15 protein-coding genes and 1 pseudogene are annotated in these 17,045 nt (G+C 61.9%); 10 read left to right on the top strand and 6 right to left on the bottom strand.

Annotated features, from left to right (window positions below; genetic code table 11):
• Positions 1-74 precede the first annotated feature (74 nt).
• Positions 75-2,027 carry an acyltransferase gene (locus HB777_07985; GenBank protein QND63845.1) on the bottom strand — a complete coding sequence of 651 codons (1,953 nt, stop codon included), beginning with the start codon at positions 2,025-2,027 and terminating at the stop codon, positions 75-77.
• Positions 2,028-2,210: 183 nt separating this feature from the next.
• Here HB777_07985 and HB777_07980 point away from each other — a divergent pair, with 183 nt between their 5' ends.
• From HB777_07980 to HB777_07965, 4 genes are all read left to right on the top strand, one after another.
• Positions 2,211-3,509: a DUF3419 family protein gene (locus HB777_07980; GenBank protein QND68709.1), complete on the top strand. Its 1,299-nt coding sequence runs from the start codon at positions 2,211-2,213 to the stop codon at positions 3,507-3,509.
• Complete coding sequence (locus HB777_07975; protein ID QND63844.1) at positions 3,506-4,189, top strand: class I SAM-dependent methyltransferase; 684 nt, start codon at positions 3,506-3,508, stop codon at positions 4,187-4,189. Before HB777_07980 ends, HB777_07975 begins: the two co-directional genes overlap by 4 nt.
• Before the next feature lie 110 nt (positions 4,190-4,299).
• On the top strand, positions 4,300-4,596 hold the full coding sequence (locus tag HB777_07970; protein ID QND63843.1) for a type II toxin-antitoxin system RelE/ParE family toxin: 297 nt from the start codon (positions 4,300-4,302) through the stop codon (positions 4,594-4,596).
• An 8-nt stretch (positions 4,597-4,604) separates the two neighbouring features.
• Positions 4,605-4,913, top strand: coding sequence for a HigA family addiction module antidote protein (locus tag HB777_07965; protein QND63842.1), 309 nt, complete (start codon positions 4,605-4,607; stop codon positions 4,911-4,913).
• 600 nt (positions 4,914-5,513) lie between these two features.
• On the opposite strand, the pseudogene HB777_07960 reads toward HB777_07965, so the two are convergent.
• Positions 5,514-6,894, bottom strand: a pseudogene (locus tag HB777_07960) (serine hydrolase).
• A 229-nt stretch (positions 6,895-7,123) separates the two neighbouring features.
• Here HB777_07960 and HB777_07955 point away from each other — a divergent pair.
• On the top strand, positions 7,124-7,924 hold the full coding sequence (locus HB777_07955; GenBank protein ID QND68708.1) for a glycoside hydrolase family 25 protein: 801 nt from the start codon (positions 7,124-7,126) through the stop codon (positions 7,922-7,924).
• 410 nt (positions 7,925-8,334) lie between these two features.
• The gene (locus HB777_07950; GenBank protein QND63841.1) at positions 8,335-9,513 is read left to right on the top strand and encodes a lytic murein transglycosylase; all 1,179 of its coding nucleotides are present in this window, start codon (positions 8,335-8,337) and stop codon (positions 9,511-9,513) included.
• Between the two features lie 80 nt (positions 9,514-9,593).
• Here HB777_07950 and HB777_07945 read toward each other — a convergent pair whose 3' ends face one another.
• Positions 9,594-10,814: an ornithine decarboxylase gene (locus HB777_07945; GenBank protein ID QND63840.1), complete on the bottom strand. Its 1,221-nt coding sequence runs from the start codon at positions 10,812-10,814 to the stop codon at positions 9,594-9,596.
• 207 nt (positions 10,815-11,021) lie between these two features.
• Here HB777_07945 and HB777_07940 point away from each other — a divergent pair, with 207 nt between their 5' ends.
• Positions 11,022-11,939 (top strand): DMT family transporter, encoded by a 918-nt coding sequence (locus HB777_07940; protein ID QND63839.1) that lies wholly within the window; start codon positions 11,022-11,024, stop codon positions 11,937-11,939.
• A 475-nt stretch (positions 11,940-12,414) separates the two neighbouring features.
• Here the strand turns inward: HB777_07940 and metF are convergent, their stop codons facing one another.
• The gene (gene metF / locus HB777_07935; protein ID QND63838.1) at positions 12,415-13,332 is read right to left on the bottom strand and encodes a methylenetetrahydrofolate reductase [NAD(P)H]; all 918 of its coding nucleotides are present in this window, start codon (positions 13,330-13,332) and stop codon (positions 12,415-12,417) included.
• On the bottom strand, positions 13,329-14,351 hold the full coding sequence (locus tag HB777_07930) for a metalloregulator ArsR/SmtB family transcription factor (GenBank protein ID QND68707.1): 1,023 nt from the start codon (positions 14,349-14,351) through the stop codon (positions 13,329-13,331). Before HB777_07930 ends, metF begins: the two co-directional genes overlap by 4 nt.
• Before the next feature lie 186 nt (positions 14,352-14,537).
• On the opposite strand from HB777_07930, the gene tsaA reads away from it, so the two are divergent.
• Together tsaA and HB777_07920 are read left to right on the top strand one after the other, a co-directional pair.
• The gene (gene tsaA, locus HB777_07925) at positions 14,538-15,077 is read left to right on the top strand and encodes a tRNA (N6-threonylcarbamoyladenosine(37)-N6)-methyltransferase TrmO (protein QND63837.1); all 540 of its coding nucleotides are present in this window, start codon (positions 14,538-14,540) and stop codon (positions 15,075-15,077) included.
• Complete coding sequence (locus HB777_07920; protein QND63836.1) at positions 15,074-15,388, top strand: DUF2293 domain-containing protein; 315 nt, start codon at positions 15,074-15,076, stop codon at positions 15,386-15,388. Before tsaA ends, HB777_07920 begins: the two co-directional genes overlap by 4 nt.
• Positions 15,389-15,394: 6 nt before the next feature.
• Here the strand turns inward: HB777_07920 and HB777_07915 are convergent, their stop codons facing one another.
• On the bottom strand, positions 15,395-15,898 hold the full coding sequence (locus HB777_07915) for a hypothetical protein (protein QND63835.1): 504 nt from the start codon (positions 15,896-15,898) through the stop codon (positions 15,395-15,397).
• Positions 15,899-16,054: 156 nt separating this feature from the next.
• Here HB777_07915 and HB777_07910 point away from each other — a divergent pair, with 156 nt between their 5' ends.
• A complete protein-coding gene (locus HB777_07910) occupies positions 16,055-17,020 on the top strand; it encodes a D-amino acid aminotransferase (GenBank protein QND63834.1) in 966 nt (321 codons plus the stop codon).
• The last annotated feature ends 25 nt before the right edge of the window (positions 17,021-17,045 follow it).

Here is a 17,045-nt window from a genome sequence, read left to right as displayed (position 1 = left end):
GCGGCGGTAAGGGAGTGATGCAAGCGGGTTTTGCAGCACCCGGGCCAACACCAGATGAGATCGACGCCTTTTCCCTAGTGGCGTCGAATATCTAGGCTGATATCGGGATCGCTTAGAAGCTGGCGACCGAAGAGGTAGGCGCCCACGGCTGAAAGATGGCCACCCGCTGTTGCCAGCCAGCCTTGGCCGGCGAGATAGGGCGCGCAGTCATTCTGTTCCGATATGGCGCAGTACAGTCGCTTGGAATCGATTGTCGTGAAGCGCCCGTTTTCCTTGCTGTGCATGGTGTCAAAACTGCTCTTCGCCTCCGCGAGAGTGATCGGAATGGCGCCTTTCGAAGCGTCTCCGTTGGCAATGAGATTCCTCGCCTTCCAATCTTCGATGTCGACAAACTGCGGCATATCGCTGAACCAGAATATCCGGCCACCCACTGGCTGCCAAAATCGCAGCGCATCATCGATCCGCTCGGGCGTGTAGATAACGTTCGGGAACTGCATGTTCGCGATGACGAGAGCGAGGATTCTGTGAGTTTTGGCGTACTCTTTGACCCAATCAAAAATCCGGCGGCAGTCCGCACTCATGAGGCTTGGAGCCGCTGAGCACCCGGCACCGGTCATCTGGGCAACATCGACGCCATTGAGCTTGAAAGCGGCGGCCTTGTCGGCGGCGTGGCTATCACCGATCACGAGAATTGACGCACCTTCGCCCGATCCGGTGCATTTCCAATCGCGAAGGAACTGTTCGATTGGCGGGCTCATGTCCGCGCGGAAATGGCACACTCCCATGCCGATCGCCTTGCTTCGCGTGCTGCCTTGATCGTCAATGACACCCACAGCCTCAAAATATTTGGCGGCAAGTTCACCATACCGAAAGGAGTATCCTGCCGTCGCGTTACCACCGGTTCCAAAGCCGATGAGCGCCACTGCGGCGGCTATTCCGGCCGCAAATATCGACGCTCGACCGAATCGCCCTCGGTTGCGGAAGGGTGCCTCTACAAAATGCCACGTGGCGATCGCCAATATGGCGCTGACAAGCAAAATCCAGAATGACATTGCTGGCGAGAGCGCGCCCATATGCTGAATTCTAGCCAAGGCTAGCAGCGGTTGATGCCAAAGATACAACGAGTAGGAAATCAACCCGATATTGGTAACTCCTGGCGCCGCCAGTGCTCGGCCGACGCCGCTCCTAGCCGTGGCTGACACAAGCACAAAAGCAGTTCCGAGACATATAGGCACGGAAAGCAAATTCGGCGCTACCGGGCCTGGAAGTACAAACAGGGAAAGACCAATTAGCGCGATGCCGAAGATCGAAACCGTCTCCCGATATGGGACATTCTTGATTGTCACGAATGCGCAAACCGACCCGATGAGGAGTTGCCATGCCCTGGTGTCAGGGCGATAGAACGCCGCGTCGGGCGACATCATTGAAACTATCTGCCCCAACATCAGGGAAGCCGCCGCAAGCCCAGCGATCCCGAACGCGAGCGTGCGGTCTGACGCTCTGATAGTGAGCAGAATGAGCAGCGGGAACAGCACATAGAATTGCTCTTCGACGCCCAGGCTCCAGAGATGGAGTAAGGGCTGCTGGTCTGCCGCAGTAGAAAAGTAGTGGGTTTGCGCCAAGAACCAGAAGTTGGCGCTGAAAGTGAAGGTGGCGACCACGGAGCCTGCGAATTCCTCCATCCGAATAGGCGTCAGCAGGAACCATGCACCAACGGTGGTTGAGGCCACAACGAAGACTAGGGCAGGCACGATCCTGCGAACACGGCGTTCGTAAAAACCAAGAATTGATACGGTTCCGGTCCGACGTCGCTCATCGCACAGCAGGCTGGTAATCAGGTAACCGCTGATGACGAAGAAAATGTCTACGCCAAGATATCCGTTGGCGAAGCCACCAATACCGGCATGAAAGAACAGCACGGGCACAATGGCGACGGCCCGAAGGCCGTCCACTTCTGGGCGATAGGCGAGTGTCTTGGTTGCTGTTTCGGGGAGCGGTCGCGGCTCAACGAGTTCCAATGTAGTCAAGAAAATCGGCTCCCCTAGAACGAACAGAAGAGCATCTACACCTCAGAGCGTGGCAAAGCCATCTGGCACCCTTCCAATGGAAGTGCGCGAATTGGTACCAAGTGAAGTTGCGTGGAGGTGCCAAATGATCTTGCGCGCTTACACTTCCATGAGTCGCAAGCCGGCTGCTGTCATCCATCTGTCATCGCTGAGCGCTACCCGCTTGCGGCAAAGCAAATGGGGAATCACTTTGCCATGACGGACGTTTCCGCAGATCTGGTTTTTCGCCGCGGCAAGGAAGTTGGAAAGGCCGTCTACCAGAACCGCCCGCTGTCGAAGGCCGGCATTTCAGCGCGGCTGTTCGCCTTCCTGTTTTCCGGCCTCGTCTATCCGCAGATCTGGGAAGACCCTGATGTCGACATGGAGGCAATGCAGCTTGGCCAGGGTCACCGCGTCGTCACCATCGCCTCGGGCGGCTGCAACATCCTGGCCTACCTCACCCGCTCGCCGGCACGGGTCGACGCCGTCGACCTCAACGCCGCGCACATCGCGCTGAACCGCATGAAGCTGGAGGCGGTACGCCATTTGCCTTCGCAGGGCGACCTGTTCCGCTTCTTCGGCGCCGCCGACACCAGCCACAATTCGGCAGCCTACGACCGTTTCATCGCGCCGCATCTCGATCCGGTCAGCCGTCACTATTGGGAGCGGCGCAACTGGCGTGGCGCCAGGCGCATCGCCGTTTTCGACCGCAATTTCTACCAGACCGGCCTGCTCGGCCTGTTCATCGCCATGGGCCACCGCACGGGAAAATTCTTTGGCGTCGACCCCGCCGGCATCATGCAGGCCAAGAACATCGGCGAGCAGCGCCGCTTCTTCAACGAGGAGCTGGCGCCGGTCTTCGACAAGAAGCTTTTGAAATGGGCGACGTCGCGAAAGGCCTCGCTGTTCGGCCTCGGCATTCCACCGGCGCAGTACGATTCGCTGATCACCTCCGGTGATGGCACCATGGCCAGTGTGCTGAAAGCCCGGCTGGAAAAGCTCGCTTGCGATTTTCCGTTGGAGAACAACTACTTCGCCTGGCAGGCCTTCGCCCGACGCTATCCGAACCCCGGCGAGGCCGCCCTGCCCGCCTACCTCGAAAAACAGAATTACGAGACCATCCGCGGCAATGTCGACCGCGTCGCCATCCACCACGCCAATCTGATTGAATTCCTCGCCGGCAAGGACGCCGGCGCGGTCGACCGCTTCGTCCTGCTCGATGCGCAGGACTGGATGACCGATGACCAGCTCAACGCCCTGTGGGCGGAAATCACCCGCACCGCTTCGGCCGGCGCCCGCGTCATCTTCCGCACCGCCGCCGAGCCCAGCCTGTTGCCGGGCCGCGTCTCCAGCTCGCTGCTTGACCAGTGGGACTATCAGGACGAGGCTTCGCGGGAATTTTCGGCCCGCGACCGCTCGGCCATCTATGGCGGCTTCCACCTCTATGTGAAGCGCGCCGCATGAGCACCACCGAGCTGCCGGCCAGCCCCGAATTCAAGGCCAATCATGCCGAACTGATGGACGGCGTCTACCGCTGGCAGCGCCACATCTATGACCTGACCCGCAAATACTACCTGCTTGGCCGCGACCGGTTGATATCAGGCCTCGACGTGCCTGTCGGCGGCAGCGTGCTTGAACTCGGCTGCGGCACCGGGCGCAACATCATCCTGGCTGCCCGCCGCTATCCCGACGCCCGCTTCTACGGCCTCGACATCTCGACCGAAATGCTGGAGACGGCCAGCGCTGCGATTGCCCGCGAAGGCCTGGTCGATCGTGTCACGCTCGCCCAGGGCGACGCCACGGCATTCGATGCCAAGGCGCTGTTCGGACGCAATGGCTTCGATCGCGTCTTCGTGTCCTATTCGCTGTCGATGATCCCCGGCTGGGAAAAAACTGTATCGGCGGCACTTGCCGCTCTGTCGCCGAACGGTTCGCTGCACATTGTCGACTTCGGCCAGCAGGAAGGCCTGCCCGGCTGGTTCCGGACCTTGCTGCGCGGCTGGCTGAAAAAGTTCCACGTCGCGCCGCGTGAATCGCTGCGCGAGGTCCTGGAATCGGGATCCCGGCGAACCGGCGCAAGCTTCCGTTTCCGCACGCTTTATCGCGGTTATGCCTGGCTGGCGGTGATCGGGATCGCCATCTGAATATTGCCGCAGGAAAGGCATGCGACGGCGAGGCAGCCGCAATCCGTTGGATTTGCATTGCCATATGACCCCAGGAGCGGTACATTATCTCACATGCATGGAAGCATGTGATGATCGTCGGCTTTAGGGATGAATGGCTGCGGGCCTTCTTTGTGGAAGACACCCATTCTCGCAACATTCCGTCCGACCTCGAAAGCCGTTTGTTCCGCAAGCTCCAGATGATTGACGACGCGATGATCGATCAGGACTTGCGTGTGCCGCCCAGCAACCATTTCGAGAAGCTGCGCGGCAATCTCGAAGGCTTCCATTCGATACGCGTCAACAAGCAATGGCGGCTGGTCTTCCACTGGAACGGCGGCCGCGGTGAGGCGTCGGACATCTATCTCGACGACCACAGCTATAGGTGAGGTGAGACATGTTGATGACCGCACGCAAGCCAGCAACGGTTGGCGAAATTCTCACGGAAGAATTCATGCAGCCGCTCGACCTGACGCAGCAGGCTTTGGCCGAGGCGATGGGGGTCCAGCGCAAGCATGTGAACGAATTGTGCAACGACCGCCGCAACGTGACGGCGGCGACCGCGCTCATTCTGGCGCGGGTATTCGGCAACAGCCCGGACTTCTGGTTGAACGTACAGCGCCGCAGCGATCTTTGGCAGGTCATGAACTCGCCCGACGAGCGGGCGCGGGTTGATCGCGCCAAGCCTTTGGCGACAGCAGCATAGACAACACTTTGCGGCGATCTGCGGCCAATAGCCGAGCTTGGCCGCGTCAGCCCAGCCGCGCCACCGCGTGTATCGGTTGATCGCGCCGCGTTGTCATGACGAGGCCTTGGCAGCTGTCCAGGACAATCGACGCAACGCATGAAAAATGGTATATCAGCCCGTCTCTATTTCCCTCAAGGAGGAGAACATGAGTGCGCGGGGACTCTTTTCATTGGCTTCTTGCATGATTTCTTTGAGCTCGTCTGCAATGAGCAACTCGAGCTTGAATATGCCAATTAAGTGGAATGTTTCATACTCTGGCAATACGGAAAAACAAAGCCGACCGACAAAACAACTTCTTCAGACTGCGCAGCAGGATGTCTGCTGTCCTGGCGGTTATCCCTGGTATCGTAATTCAACAAATATGTGTTACGGGAGCTATGAAGATTGCCACGACACCGATGGCGGAGGTTGGTCCTGCAGACAGGTTAACGCCTGCTAGGATCATGACCATTCAATTTCTAGGTTTTCCCGGGAAAAGCGCATAGCGCTTTCCCTTGGGAATTGCGTCAAAACAATGAGTTAGAGCGGTCCGCCGTTTCCGTGAAACGGTGAACCGCTCTAGTGTAGCGCCTTGACCAGCGCCCCCACCATCGTCTGCGGCCGATAGCCGAGCTTGGCCGGCGTCAACCCCAGCCGCACTACCACCAGTTGCTCCGAGGGAATGATGGCGACCGTCTGCCCGTCATGTCCCTCCATCCAGGTGGTATCCTTGGGCAGGCCCGCGGCAACTCCGGCGCCGGGGTTTTCCTCATCGCCCGGGGCCTCGATCCACAACTGGCCCTTGCCGTAGACTTTCGAAGCCGGTGCCGGCTCCCGCATCCAGTCGACGAAGCCTGCCGGCAGGATCTGGTTGCCGTTCCACACCCCACCCTGCAGCAGGAACTGGCCGAAGCGCGCCCAGTCATGCGCGGTTGCGTAAAGATAGGACGAGCCGACGAAGGTGCCCTGCTCGTCGGTCTCCAGCACTGCGCTGTGCATGCCAAGCGGCTCGAACAAGGCGGTGCGCGGCCACGTCAGCGCCTTGGCCTTGTCGCCGATCGCGTCTTGCCAGAGGCGCGACAGCATCACCGCCGTGCCGCTCGAATAAGAAAACACCTTGCCCACCTCGGCCGCCAGCGGCTTGGCTTCGGCAAAGCCCGCCATATCAGGCTCGAGGTAGAGCATGCGCGTGACGTCTGCGACGTCGCCATAATCCTCGTTGAACTCCAGCCCGCTCGACATCGCCATCATGTCGGCAAGGCTGATGGCAGTGCGGCCATCCGCCTTCCACGGCCCGAACAGCCCCTTGTCGGTGATGGCCATCTTGCCGTCCTTGACCAGCGTGCCGAGGATGGCGGCGTTCACCGTCTTGGTCATCGACCAGCCGAGCAGCGGCGTCTTGGCGGAAAAACCATCGCCATAGCGCTCGGCGACGACGCGACCATTCTTGACCACCACCACCGCGCGCATGCCGGTGCCGTTCAGCGCCGCATCGTCAAGCAGCTTGGCAATCACCGGATCCTGCGATGCCTCGACCCGCTCGCCTTCCGGCCACAGATCGCCCATGGTGGCTGCCGACGGCTCGGCATGGATCGCCGTGCGTCGTACCTTGCCGACATCGCCATCGGGAACCGAGGCGCAGCCCAGGCCATCACGGGCGACGGCGACACTCTTGCCGAGGAAGCCAAGCAGGCCGGCCGAGACCGTTCCCCTGTTCTTGTCCACCGAGACCCGCATCAGCCGCAGCAGCGGGGTGCCCGGGCGCCTGCACGTCGACGGCGAGCACCTCATTGGCGTCGCGGCCGGCGATGAAGACGTTCGAGCAGACGATCTTGGCCGAATAGCCGGAGCCGACACGGATCAATTCCGGCGGCGCGATGTAAAGCCAGGCAAAAAGTGCTGCGATCGCCAGCACGATCAGGCCAAGCAGCCATTTGACGATCTTGACGACAAACCGCATCTGTTTCCTCCCAGGCTCTCGCCTGAGCCTTATGTCATCGATTTGCCGCCATTGCTTCCGCAAATCATGGTGCTTGTCGAGCGCCGTCAACTGATTATCAACCATGATCGGCGATCACAGGATGTGCTGAGCGATGCGTGGGGCGATCGCTTGGTGGGGGCTCGACCAGGCGGCGGGCATCAGTGCACAGACCCATCAGCGACCGGCTGAATCCGGCTCGGGATTTGCGATGCGTCGTCTTGCGGCCCTTTTCATGCTGACACTGCTTGGCGCCTGCTCGACCGTGGACGATCTCTCGCCGCTGTCGCCGTCCGCGTCGAGCAGCCCGACGGTTGCCGTGCGCGCGCCGCGCTTCGCTGATTCCAAGCCGCATGAGTGGGAAAGCGGCGCGCCCTGGAACTATGCCGTCCACGGCACCGATGTCTCCAAATACCAGACCTCGGTGGACTGGCCGGCGGCCAGGGCCAGCGGCATCTCCTTCGCCTTCATCAAGGCGACCGAGGGCGGCGACCGTTTCGACGAGTATTTCAACGAGCATTGGACCCGCACGAAGGCGAACGGGATCCCGCGCGCCGCCTACCATTTCTACTATTTCTGCACCCCGGCCGCCGTGCAGGCGCGCTGGTTCATCCGCAACGTCCCTGTCGATCGCTCGGCAATGCCGCCGGTTCTCGACATGGAATGGAACCCGCAATCGCCGACCTGCAGGCTGCGTCCCGACGCCGCCACGGTGCGCGCGGAGATGACCACCTTCCTTGAAATCGTCGAACGCCACTACGGCAAGAAGCCGATCATCTACACCTCGGTCGACTTCTTCGACGACAACGAACTGTCGAGCTTCCGCGGCTATCCCTATTGGCTGCGCTCCGTCGCCGGCCATCCGCGTGAGAAATACGGCAGCCACCCCTTCACCTTCTGGCAGTACACCGGAACCGGCATCATTCCCGGCATGCCCGGCAAGGCCGACATCAATGTCTTCAACGGCAGCGAAGCCGCCTGGAACAAGTGGCTGCGGCAGAACACCCGTTGACGCCGGCAGCGACGCCGCCGGGAACAAGGGGCTGCCGCAGAATTCCCGTTGAACCGGGTTCAACGGCAGCGAAGCCGTCTGGAATAGGGGCTGCGGCAGAACAACCGTTGAACCGGGTTCAACGGCAGCGAAGCCGTCTGGAATAGGGGCTGCGGCAGAACAACCGTTGACACCGGGTCAACGGCAGCGAAGCCGTCTGGAATAAGGGCTGCGGCAGAACAACCGTTGACACCGGGTCAACGGCAGCGAAGCCGTCTGGAATAAGGGCTGCGGCAGAACAACCGTTGACACCGGGGCTGCCGCCTGCTTTTCGACACAGCCAGCGGTAAAAAGTGCAACCGCCGGTAATTCAGGCGTTGGGCTTCCGGGGGAAGCACGACAAATGCCTCATTCGTTTCGAAAGGAAGCTGATGCGACTGCGTTCTCGAGCCCTCGCGGCGCTGTTCCTGTGCGCCACGGCTTGGCCTGTCATGGCGCAGGAATGCGGCGGCGACTTCGAAACCTGGAAGCAGGCCGTGGCAGTGGAAGCCAAGGCGGCTGGCGTCGGCCCCGTCGGTCTCGACGCGCTGGAGGATGCCACCATCGACGACAAGGTTCTGGCACGTGATCGCGCCCAGGGCGTCTTCACCCAGACCTTCATTGAATTCTCCAACCGCATGATCTCGGCCTACCGACTGAAGCAAGGCGCGGCAAACCTGAAGAAATACGCCGACGTCTTCGCCCGTGCCGACCAGCAGTTCGGCGTCCAGGCGCCGATCATCGCCGCCTTCTGGGCGCTGGAGACCGATTTCGGCGCTGTGCAGGGCGATTTCCACACACTGAGCGCCCTGGTGACGCTGTCGCATGATTGCCGCCGCCCGCAACTGTTCCGGCCTCAGTTGATACCGCTTCTGGAACTGATCGATCGCGGCGTGGTGCCGGCCGACGTCAGGGGTGCCTGGGCCGGCGAGATCGGCCAGACCCAGATCCTGCCTTCCGACTACCTGGCGCGCGGCGTCGACGGCGACGGCGACGGCAAGGTCGACCTGCGCGGCAGCGTGCCGGACGTGATCATGACCACCGCCAACAAGGTGCTGTCGCGCGGTTGGAAACGCGACGAGCCCTGGATCGAGGAAGTCCGCGTGCCCGAAGACATGCCGTGGGACCAGACCGGGCGCACCAACAAGCTGCCGCTGTCACAGTGGGCGCAATGGGGCGTCACCAACCCCGACGGCACGCCGCTGATCGACAACGGCCTCAAGGCCGGCCTGGCGCTGCCCATGGGTCGCAAGGGGCCTGCCTTCCTCGCCTATGACAATTTCGACGTCTATCTCGAGTGGAACCAGTCCTTCACCTATGCGCTGACCGCGGCAAACCTCGCCGCCCGGCTGGCGGGGGCAAAACAGTTCGACCCGCGCAATCCCGAGACCGGTCTCAACAACGAGCAGATGAAGGCGCTGCAAACCAAGCTCGAAGCCAGGGGCTACGATGTCGGCACCGTCGACGGCATTTTGGGCACCAACACCCGAGAAGCCATCCGCAAGGAGCAGATGCGGCTAGGTTTGCCGGTGGATGGCTGGCCAACGCCGGAGCTTTTGGGGAAATTGTAGGCAGTAGGCAGTAGGCAGTAGGCAGTAGAAAATTACTTCGAAAGCAGTGCCTGCCACCCCTATTCCCTATTCCCTATTCCCTAATCCGCCATCGTCTCCAGACTCGCAAACCCCTGCGGCGCGTCGCCTTCATCGAACGGTGTCGTCACCTCGACAAAGGTGTCGGGGTAAAAGCCGTTGAAGCGGGTCCTCAGCGACAGCGAATAGGCGCCGATATGGCCGATCTCGATCCAGTCGCCGGTGTCGACGGTTTCCGGCAGCCAGAACGGCCGCGACAGGATGTCGACGGAATCGCAGGTCGCGCCGCAGACCTTGAACGGCACGATGTTCTTCTCCTCGCCATTGCGCGAGCGGATCGCCGGATCGGGAATGAAACGCGCTGGCAACGTGATCTTGCCGGTCCATGAATCCGACAGCGAGGCCCAGATGCCGTCGTTGATGTAGAGCCGCTTGCCCTTGCGCAGCAGCACCCGCACGATCAGCGACAGGCAGCGCGCCACGATCACCCTGCCCGGCTCGGCCACCAGCGGCATCTGGTCGAACTGATACTCCTTCAGATCGCCCGACAGCCGCGACATGATCTGGCCGAGCGACGGCATCTCGATCAGCTTGCGGTTGGGATCGTGGCCGTATTCGGCGGGGAAACCGCCACCGACATCGAGCCCGGCAATATCGAAGGTCAGCCGGTTGCGCACCCAATCGGCTGAGGCCAGCGCTCGTTCATAGGTGTCGGGATCCTCGATCTGGCTGCCGACATGGAAGCACAGGCCAACCTTGTAGCCGGTACGGTTCAGCCGCTCGGCGAGTTCGACGGCATAGGCCGGCCCGGCGCCGAATTTCTTCGACAGTTCGTAGGCGGCCGATCCTTTCGTCTGGATGCGCACGAACACGCTGATCGAGCCCGGATCGATGTCGAGAGCCCGCACCACCCGTGTCAGCTTGGTGATCTCGTCCTCATGGTCGAGCGAAATGACACGGATGGCGTATTTCTCCAGCGCCAGCTTGATGTCCGACTGCGCCTTGACCGGATGCATGTAGAGCATCTCGGCATCGGGAGAGACTGCGCGTACGGCGGCGAACTCGCCCGGCGAAGCGACGTCGAAAGCGTTGACGCCGGCCTCGACCAAGGTCTTCAGCACGATCTGCTCGCCATTGGTCTTGACCGCATAGGCGGTCTTGCCGGGGAACATGCCCATGAACTGCCTGGCATCCGCCATCAGCACCTGCGGGCGGAAGCAATAGACCGGATCGTCCGGGCGAAGCGCCAGTGCCGCCTCGCGGGCATTCTCGAATCGCTGCATGGACGAATCCTCACTTCGGCTGCGCACAATTAATCCAAGCTAGCGGCTAATGAAAACAATTCTGTGTCTCGCGGCGCTGACGCAGCGGCGTTAGGTTTTGGCAGGAACGTTTGCCATCAATCAGGTTTCGGGTGGCCCTTGTGGCCGAACCCGATATGGCTTCTGCCTGACCGACTGGCATTCAGGCCGTCTGGGGGGACGTTTCACATGGCGATAGCCGCGACATCAGCACCACGCGGGCCGATGGTGCTCAAGGACTGGGGGCAACTCCTGCTGCTCGGTGCGATCTGGGGCGGCTCGTTCTTCTTTGCCCGCATCGCGGTGGCGGAACTTCACCCGCTGGTGCTGGTGCTGTTTCGCGTCGCCATCGCGGCAATTGCGCTACAGATCTATCTCGGCCTGCGTGGCCCGTCCTTCCGCCTCGCGCTTCCGCATGCAGGCCTGTTCTTCCTGCTGGCGCTCACCAACAATGTCGTGCCCTTCTCGCTGATCTTCGCCGGCCAGACAGAGCTTGGCGCCGGCGTCGCCTCGGTGCTCAACGCGACGACGCCGTTCTGGACGCTGATCCTCGCCAATGCACTGACATCGGACGAAAAGCTCTCCTGGAACAAGCTCGCCGGCATTGCGCTCGGCATCGCCGGCACGGCTGTGATGATCGGCCCCGGCCTGCTTGCCGGGCTCGGCGGCCCGGTCTGGGCCAAGTTCGCGCTGATCGGCGCTTCGCTGTCCTATGGCGTCGCGCTGATGGTCGCCCGCCGCTTCAAGGGCGTGCCCTCGCCGGTCATCGCGACCGGACAGTTGACGGCCTCGACCATCATCATGATCCCGATCGTGCTCTTGACCTACGGTCCATTGGGTCTGTTCTCGGCCTCGCCGCCGGTCTGGGCGGCGGTGCTGGCGCTGGCGCTTTTGTCCACCGCCTTCGCCTACATCCTCTATTTCAACCTCGTCGCCTCGGCCGGCGCCACCAACGCCTCGCTGGTCACGCTTGTCGTGCCGGCCAGCGCGATGCTGCTCGGTTTTCTCTTCCTTGGCGAACGGCTGGAACTGTTCGAGATTGGCGGCGTGTTGCTGATCGGACTCGGTCTCATCACGATCGACGGACGGCTGCTTGGTCGACGTTAGAGCGCCGCGCGTCCATTGGGCGCTCAAAGGACGCTCCAACCACTTTGATTGCTCCCCGCATCGCGAAAGTCGAATTCGACTTTCGCAGGGGTAGCGCTGCCATGACATGGTAACGACACACCGCCGCCATAATTTATTCACAGGTCTGAAGCCGGTTTTTGCCTAGGAGTTTCAATACCTAACGGCAAAAGCGGGGTCGCAAATCTCACAATTACGTCGCAATGCAGCACATTTTCCGCTTGCCTGTGGCACAAATGAACCTAGACTCCATGGCATAGCTCTTTAAGAGGAGGCTATGTCATGGGACTTACGAGGCCTATCAACGCATTGATGATCTGTGCTGCGTTCGCCTTTATCGGAGCCCTCATTATGGGCTTCCTTCCCTGACCGCCAAAGCGGGGAAGACCAGCACCCAAATAGTCTAACCAATTCAAAAGGCCGGGTTTTTCCCGGCCTTTTGTCGTTCAGCCCTATCTCATGCCGCGGCAGAACCCGCCGTCTCCGCGTCGTGCGACCGGATGCCGATCATGTGGCAAATGGCAAAGACCAGGTCGGCCCGGTTCATGGTGTAGAAGTGGAAATCGCCGACGCCGCGCTCGACCAGGTCCATGACCTGTTCGGCCGCCACCGCCGAGGCCACCAGCGCATGCGTCTGCGGGTCTCGGTCAAGGCCCTCGAACCGCTCCGCCAGCCAGCCGGGCACATGCGCGCCCGCCCTCGCGGAAAAGTTCGCGACCTGCCTGAAACTGTGGACCGGCTGGATACCCGGCACGATGGGAATGTAGATGCCGGCGCGGCGGACGCGCTCGACATAGCGCTCGTAGAGATCATTGTCGAAGAAGAACTGGGTGATCGCCCGCGTCGCGCCATTGTCGACCTTGCGTTTCAGCATCTCGATGTCGGTGGCGAAATCGGGGCTTTGCGGATGCTTTTCCGGATAGGCCGCGACGGAGATGTCGAAATCCGCGATCGCCTTGAGCCCGGCGACGAGTTCCGCGCCATTCTCGTAGCCACCGGGATGCGGCCGATAGGGCTCGCCGACGCCGGAAGCCGGGTCGCCGCGCAGCGCCACAAACCGGTTGATGCCGATCGACTTGTAATCCTGGATGACCGCATCGACCTCGTCGCGCGTTGCCCCGACACAGGTCAGATGCGCCGCGGCGGGAATAGCGGTTTCCGTCAGGATGCGCTTTACAGTGCGTGCGGTGCGCTCCCGCGTCGAGCCGCCGGCGCCGTAGGTCACCGAGACGAATTTCGGCTTCAGCGGCTCCAGCCTTGTGACCGTCTCCCACAGCCTTGCTTCCATCTCGTCTGTCTTCGGCGGGAAGAATTCGAAGGAAACCCGGACCTTGTCCCCGATGTCGGGGCGGCGGGAAAAGCGGAACTGGTTCATGCGATTTCCCCTATCGAGTTCGCTTTGGTCTGCCTTGTGTCGTTGGAAGGATCGGCAATCAGCAGGCGCCGATCGCGGCCAAGCCAGAGTTTCACGGTGAGCCTGGCCTCATTGCCGCCGCGCGGCTCGAATTCCTGGGCATCCTCAAGATCGAGGCCGGCTTCCGAAAACCAGTCGGCGATCTGCCGGTCGGAAAAGCCGAGCCGCATATGCGCGTGCTCCTCGCGCAGGAATTCCAGCGCATGCGGCGCGAAATCGACGATGACCAGCCGCCCCGCTGGACGCAGAAGCCGCGCCGCCTCGCGGATGGCGCGGGCGGGATCGTCGAGATAGTGCAGCACCTGATGGATGGTGACGAGGTCGAAGGCATCGCGCTCGACCGGCGGCGCGAAGATATCGCCCTGCCGCACCTGCGCATTCGAAACGCCGGCCTTGTCGAGATTGGCGCGCGCCACGGTCAGCATCTCGCGCGACATGTCGATGCCGACACCACGCCGATAGAGTGGCGAGAAGATTTCGAGCAACCGCCCGGTGCCGGTGCCGAGATCGAGCATCGACTGGAACGGCCGCTTGCCGACAAGTTTCAGCATCGCGGCCTCGACGGCGCGGTCCGGAACATGCAGCGAGCGGATATGATCCCAGCTTGCCGCATTCACGGAAAAATACTCGACCGCCCGGTCCTGCCGCTTGCGCTTGACCGAGGCCAGACGCTCGAGATCGCGCTCGACCTGCGGATCGGCACCGCGAATGCCGGAAACCAGCCCCATGACGAAGTCACGCGCGGAATCCGCGTCCGACAGGCGGAAGAAGGCCCACGAACCTTCCTGGTAGCGGCCGATCAACCCGGCCTCCAGCAAGAGCTTCAGGTGCCGCGAAACGCGCGGCTGCGACTGGCCGAGAATTTCGGTAAGATCGGAAACGGTGAGGTCGCCGCGCGACAACAGTGCCAATATGCGCAGCCGGCTGGATTCGGCCGCCGCCTTCAACGTGTCCACCATGGTGTCGAGCGAGACATGCATCAGCGTATTCTCTTTGAAAAGATATAAACATATGTTTATGTCGATTTTCAAAACCTTGCAAGCGCTATGTCGCTTCCGGACAAGAAAATGCCGTTTGTGTGATTTCTCCATGCATGTCGCCCAAAAGTGGGCCGCGGCTTTCGGACAACGACATACACGAACAAAAAGATGCGAGACGAGAGCAGGATGACCGAAACGCGTGAGATGTTCGAGGAGCGCGAAGGCGAGCAGAGGCTGGAGATCGATCCGGCGCTGATGCGGCCTGATGGCGGCGTGGTCTTCATCGGCCGCATCGCCTCGCCATGGACGACGCGAGAGACTTGCCCGAAGAACATGCGCAGTGCACGCGAGACCGGACAACCGGCAGTGCTGACAATAGACGCGCCCTATCGCCGTGGCCTGCAGGGGCTGGAGCGCGCCAGCCACGTCATCATCCTGTCCTGGCTGCATCACGCGCCCAGGACTCTGATTGTGCAGAAACCGCGCCATGCGGCTGAAGCGAAAGGCGTATTTTCGCTGCGCTCCCCTGCCCGCCCCAACCCCATCGGGCTGCACATCGCCAGGCTGATTGCCGTCGACATCGGCACCGGCCGCATCGATCTCGACGCCATCGACGTGCTCGATGGCACGCCGGTCATCGACCTAAAACCCTATTTCGCCTCGACCGACGCCATTGCCGAGGCGACCATCGAAGGGCGCGACGAGCTCGATCGGATCCGGCGATGACAGCGCCAACCGGCCGCCGCCGCGCCATCGCCAAGGCGCTGACCGTACTTCTGCCGCTGGCGCCCTATGCCGACATGGAGAAGATCCGCACCGACGCCGGCGCGGTTCACATGAAGACGTTGCCGCCGGGCATCGCCGTATGGCTGGCGGCCATTGCCCATATCCGCCACATGCACACCGACTACGAAAAGCTGCTCGCCGAAGGTTACGACCGCGACTCGGCGCGTTTCTTCGTCATCGAGCAGACCAACATCGTGCTCACCCGCTGGCGCGCGACACGCCTGCTCGACGCGGATGACGAGGAGGATTGACCACGGTTACTTCCGCTTCAGAACGGCGACTGCGTTGTAGGGCTGGCCGTCGGCCTGGCCGACCCAGGTCCAGGACAGATCCCCCTTGAAAAACCTGACGGTGATGTTGCCGCCGTCTATGCACTTGTCCTGACCGTAAGTGATGCTCTCGTGGTATTCCGCCGATATGGCGTCCCTGGACGTCTGCGACAGCGATCCGCCGCAGCCGAGCGACGGATAGTCGATCGACGCACCGCCATCGTTGATCGTCATGGCGATCGCCCAGTCGGCGCCGGCGTCACCCGCCGGGCTCTGGTGGCCGCTGCCGACCCAGATGCCGCTCAGCGACGGCACATTCCCCGCGCAAGGCAGGTTCTGGAAGATCGGAGTCAATTCGCTGTCGGTTTTCTCGCAGCGATAGGTCTGGCCGCTCTGGCACAATTCCTCGCCTTCGCGCGCGCACTGGGCGCTGGCTTCGCCCGCGGCGGCGAACATCATCATGGCTGCTGTGACGGCCCCAAGCCTGCCCATCTTCCCCTCCCGTTCAGACTTGGAACGATAGGGCAATTCCAATCCGATGTATCGGTCAGATCTCATGGAGGACGAACAGCGCCGGGCGGGTGGCTCTATGCCTTCTGCCCAGCGCCGATAGCCTGCTCACCTCGCCTTGCGCGACAGGGGGCCCCGATGAGCCAGACGACGGCAATACAGGACGAGAAGCAACTGCCCGTGGTTGGCGACCGCCATGTCGACCCGCACTCCTACCCCGACGGCATTGCCTTTCTCGACGGTCAGTACCTGCCGATGTCGCAGGCCAAGATCTCGGTGCTGGACTGGGGGTTTCTGCATTCCGACGCCACCTACGACACCGTGCATGTCTGGAATGGCCGCTTCTTCCGCCTCGACTTGCATCTCGACCGCTTCTTCGGCGGGCTGGAAAAGCTGCGCATGGCGATCCCCTTCGACCGCGACGGCGTGGCCGAAATCCTGCACAATTGCGTGGCGCTGTCCGGCCATCGCGCCGCCTATGTCGAAATGCTGTGCACGCGCGGCGCCTCGCCGACCTTCAGCCGCGACCCGCGCCAGGCGGTCAACCGCTTCATGGCGTTCGCCGTGCCGTTCGGCTCGGTCGCCAACGCCGAGCAATTGCAGCGCGGCCTGCGCGTTGCCATCAGCGACAAGGTGCGCATTCCGCCGGCCTCGATCGACCCGGCGATCAAGAACTACCACTGGCTCGATCTGGTGCGCGGTCTCTATGACGCCTATGACCGCGGCGCCGAGACAGCGCTCATCCTCGACTTCAACGGCAATGTCGCCGAAGGTCCGGGCTTCAACGTCTTCTGCGTCAGGGATGGCAAACTGTCGACGCCTGCCATCGGCGTGCTGCCCGGCATCACCAGACGCACCGTCTTCGATCTCTGCGCCGAAGAAGGTCTTGCCGCCACCGCGACCGATGTCAGCGTCGCCGCACTGCGCGAGGCGGACGAGGTCTTCATCACGTCAACCGCGGGCGGCATCATGCCGGTCACGGTCATTGATGGCGCCCTGGTCGCCGATGGCAAGGTCGGGCCGATCACCAGCCGGCTGATGGCACTTTACTGGCAGAAGCACGACGATCCGGCATGGTCGTCCCAGGTGAATTATCCCCGATAATTCAGGCGCTTTTTCAAAAGATCCC

It is taken from the genome of Mesorhizobium loti, from assembly GCA_014189435.1.
Taxonomy (GTDB): Bacteria; Pseudomonadota; Alphaproteobacteria; order Rhizobiales; family Rhizobiaceae; genus Mesorhizobium; species Mesorhizobium loti_G.
Note: the sequence above shows the minus strand (reverse complement) of the source record. Positions and strands in the feature narration are given on the sequence as shown.

Coding starts and splice junctions, on each gene's coding strand:
- HB777_07910 (QND63834.1), top strand. CDS start 16,055: ATGAGCCAGACGACGGCAATACAGGACGAGAAGCAACTGCCCGTGGTT.
- HB777_07915 (QND63835.1), bottom strand. CDS start 15,898: ATGGGCAGGCTTGGGGCCGTCACAGCAGCCATGATGATGTTCGCCGCC.
- HB777_07965 (QND63842.1), top strand. CDS start 4,605: ATGTTGATGACCGCACGCAAGCCAGCAACGGTTGGCGAAATTCTCACG.
- HB777_07950 (QND63841.1), top strand. CDS start 8,335: ATGCGACTGCGTTCTCGAGCCCTCGCGGCGCTGTTCCTGTGCGCCACG.
- HB777_07970 (QND63843.1), top strand. CDS start 4,300: ATGATCGTCGGCTTTAGGGATGAATGGCTGCGGGCCTTCTTTGTGGAA.
- HB777_07945 (QND63840.1), bottom strand. CDS start 10,814: ATGCAGCGATTCGAGAATGCCCGCGAGGCGGCACTGGCGCTTCGCCCG.
- HB777_07975 (QND63844.1), top strand. CDS start 3,506: ATGAGCACCACCGAGCTGCCGGCCAGCCCCGAATTCAAGGCCAATCAT.
- tsaA (QND63837.1), top strand. CDS start 14,538: ATGACCGAAACGCGTGAGATGTTCGAGGAGCGCGAAGGCGAGCAGAGG.
- HB777_07930 (QND68707.1), bottom strand. CDS start 14,351: ATGCATGTCTCGCTCGACACCATGGTGGACACGTTGAAGGCGGCGGCC.
- HB777_07940 (QND63839.1), top strand. CDS start 11,022: ATGGCGATAGCCGCGACATCAGCACCACGCGGGCCGATGGTGCTCAAG.
- HB777_07920 (QND63836.1), top strand. CDS start 15,074: ATGACAGCGCCAACCGGCCGCCGCCGCGCCATCGCCAAGGCGCTGACC.
- metF (QND63838.1), bottom strand. CDS start 13,332: ATGAACCAGTTCCGCTTTTCCCGCCGCCCCGACATCGGGGACAAGGTC.
- HB777_07955 (QND68708.1), top strand. CDS start 7,124: ATGCGTCGTCTTGCGGCCCTTTTCATGCTGACACTGCTTGGCGCCTGC.